Here is a 3,487-nt window from a genome sequence, read left to right as displayed (position 1 = left end):
GATGATTGATGTTCTATTCATCTATTGTCCAATAGTTAGGGCTGGGAAATTAAACCTCAAAGCTTTAATTTGCAAAAGTTTCAGCCTTTTCCTACATCAACATTTTAGAGTAAAGAGGGAGTAGGGGAGCAGGGGAGTAGGGAGAGAGTATTTATAAATATCTGCCCACTATTTGTGTAGTGCTATAAATTGGCTTTGTTGCATGAAAGTAGCGATAGAGCATCCATTCCGCAACTATATCGTTCTGTTTCGCGATTATTGATGTTCTATTCATCTATTGTCCAATAGTTAGGGCTGGGAAATTAAACCTCAAAGCTTTAATTTGCAAAAGTTTCAGCCTTTTCCTACATCAACATTTTAGAGTAAAGAGGGAGTAGGGGAGCAGGGGAGTAGGGAGAGAGTATTTATAAATATCTGCCCACTATTTGTGTAGTGCTATAAATTGACTTTGTTGCATGAAAGTAGCGATAGAGCATCCATTCCGCAGATATATCGGTCTCTTTCGCGATTATTGATTCTCTATTCATCTATTGTCCAATAGTTAGGGCTGAGAAATTAAACCTCAAAGCTTTAATTTGCAAAAGTTTCAGCCTTTTTATTTTTAAAATTGATGTTCTATTCATCTATTGTCCAATAGCTACAGCAGTTTCGACAAATTATTATTGTACATATGCGGAGCAAGTGCGGCAGTTATATACTTTCATGCAACAAAGCCCTATAAATTATTTAATAGAAGTTTAACTGAGGAATTTATGACTATTGAGGTTGACTACATTTTCCCACCAGAGGTAGATGCTGAAAAACAAGGCCAAATTATTGCAGTGGGACAAACAGCAGGTACTTGGGGTGCAAATTTTGCCCATAGAGAAAAGTTTTTGCACTCACATTTAGGGAAAGTTGTCAAGGGTGTGACTAACCCAGAAGGGGATAGTGTAGTTACTGTTGCTTTTCCAGAAGCAAATGTGGAAGGAGATATTCCCAGTCTGTTAACTATGATTTTTGGTAAATATTCCATGGCGGNGACTACATTTTCCCACCAGAGGTAGATGCTGAAAAACAAGGCCAAATTATTGCAGTGGGACAAACAGCAGGTACTTGGGGTGCAAATTTTGCCCATAGAGAAAAGTTTTTGCACTCACATTTAGGGAAAGTTGTCAAGGGTGTGACTAACCCAGAAGGGGATAGTGTAGTTACTGTTGCTTTTCCAGAAGCAAATGTGGAAGGAGATATTCCCAGTCTGTTAACTATGATTTTTGGTAAATATTCCATGGCGGGTACTGCTAAAGTCTTAGCGGTGCGTCTACCAGAAAATTATGGGTTGCGTCCGAAATTTGGTATTAAAGGTATTCGGGAAATTTTGGGAGTAAAGGATCGCCCGCCACTGATGGGAATTTTTAAACCAGCGTTAGGGTTATCGACGGAAGACTATGCTTCTATTTTAAGAGAAGTTGCTTATGCTGGTTTGGATATTATTAAAGATGACGAAATTATGGGAAATCTTGAGGAAGCTCCTACTCTTAAACGTCTTGATGCTTGTCGTCAGGTGTTGGAGGAAGTTAAGAAAAAAACGGGTCGGACTGTATTATATGCTGTTAATGTTACGAGTAAATTGGGGAAATGTTCTAATCCACTGGATACCGCAAAGTTATTAGTGCGCGAAGGTGCAAATGCACTTTTACTAAATGTCTTATCTTATGGTTTTTCTGTATTAGAAAGTTTGGCTGCTGACCCAGAAATTAATGTTCCGATTTTTGCTCATCCAGCTTTAGCAGGAGCCATAAGTGCTGCTCCTAACTATGGTATGGCTTATCCGGTGGTCTTGGGAACTTTGATGGCTCATGCTGGTACGGATGCAGTTTTGTATCCTGCTAGTTATGGTAGTCTCGGTTTCGACCCTACTGAAGAAGCAAAAATTAGAGATATTCTTCGGAGTCGAGATGTTTTTCCTGTACCTTCGGCAGGTATTAAACCAGGTGTGGTATCTCAAGTTTTGAAAGATTATGGTCAGGATGTGATTTTGAATGCTGGTACGGGAATTATGGATTATCCTGATGGTAGAGAGGCAGGGGTAAAGGCGTTTTTTCAAGCTTTGGGGTTGGAGTGAGGAGATGGGGTGATGGGGTGATGGGGTGATGGGAGATGGGGAGATTGAAGTAATTATATAACTATAAACATATACTTAGGAAAGAATTATCCCACAATATCTACTTTCGCATTTCATCACTTCTAATTGTGTAACCCCAGATTCTATATTAATAGCCAAGAAAATGTCTAACATCATGTCCGGATAATTAGTGATAAAAAAATTGTTGTTTGTTTGTAGTAAAGCTCTCAAGTCGAACTATAAGATAGGGTTAGAGCTTCACTACGAAGCTCTAATTATAACTATTCAACCGGACATGATATAACTTTACTTGGAAGGGAAGGAAATTTTAAAAAATTTGGCAATTAAGTCGTTTGTTATTGCTATGATTAGAAGCAATGTCTAATACCCCTGAGATTGCTTTCCTTACGGAATGCTGCGCAAACCTTCCACTCCGTTACAGTCGCAATGACGGAATAATATCAAATCCGCTCGGGTTCGGTATAAAAAAAATTTTCATCTACGGTTCGCGAAAAATCAGCAAAAGTGTAAATCTTTCTAAATTCTCTTCCCTCCTGACTCCTGACTCCTGACTCCTAGATTAACCATCTAATTATACCGATGCTACCGGATTTGATATAACTAAGTAATTATCCGGATTTGATATTAAACATATTTGATATAAAACAATAAAAATGTTAGATAGCTCAAAACCTGTTGTTTTCTGTGACTTTGATGGTACTATTACTGCCGAGGAAACTTTTGTGGCAATGTTGAAGCATTTTGCACCAGAAGTTTCAGCTCAAGTTATGCCAGAAATTTATCAATTACGAATAACTCTACGAGAAGGTGTGCGCCAAATGTTGTCAGCTATACCTTCAGAACGTTATCCAGAAATAATTGAATTTTCTAAGACAAAAAAAATACGATCAGGGTTAATAGAATTATTAGATTTTCTTGACGCTGAAGGAGTAAGGTTTGTCGTGGTTTCTGGTGGAATTAGAATTATGGTAGAGACGGTATTGGGAGATTTAGTAAATAGAGTAGAAGCTATTTATGCTGTGGATGTCAGTAATACAGGTAATTTTTTGCAGGTACATTCTGACTTTGAAGGAGACACAGAGTTAATGGCAAAAGTGCAGGTGATGAATTTATATGATGCTAGTGAAAAAATAGCAATAGGAGATTCAGTCACAGATTTGAATATGGGTTTAGAAGCATCGTTGGTTTTTGCACGCGATCGCCTAGCTAAGTATTTAGATGAAAGGCAAAAGTCTTATATATCTTGGGATAATTTTTTTGATGTGCGTCAATATTTAGCTAATCTTTGGCAGTAATATAGGAGTTTGTTCAACAATTAATAATTACCTTTTATTTTCTCTATAAATGGAGAGGGTTTATAAC

2 protein-coding genes are annotated in these 3,487 nt (G+C 37.7%); both read left to right on the top strand.

Annotated elements, in window-relative coordinates:
- Positions 1–1,021: 1,021 nt before the first annotated feature.
- A partial coding sequence (locus AFK68_RS05450) for a RuBisCO large subunit C-terminal-like domain-containing protein (protein WP_143437554.1) occupies positions 1,022–2,104 on the top strand: 1,083 nt, incomplete at its 5' end.
- Positions 2,105–2,778: 674 nt separating this feature from the next.
- Entirely contained in the window at positions 2,779–3,420 is a 642-nt protein-coding gene (locus AFK68_RS05445) for an HAD-IB family phosphatase (protein ID WP_094671907.1), read from the top strand.
- Positions 3,421–3,487 lie beyond the last annotated feature (67 nt).

This window comes from Hydrocoleum sp. CS-953, from assembly GCF_002260545.1.
GTDB lineage: Bacteria > Cyanobacteriota > Cyanobacteriia > Cyanobacteriales > Microcoleaceae > Trichodesmium.
Note: the sequence above shows the minus strand (reverse complement) of the source record. Positions and strands in the feature narration are given on the sequence as shown.

Excerpts from the sequence above, each read along its gene's own strand:
- AFK68_RS05445 (WP_094671907.1), top strand. The coding sequence starts at position 2,779 with ATGTTAGATAGCTCAAAACCTGTTGTTTTCTGTGACTTTGATGGTACT.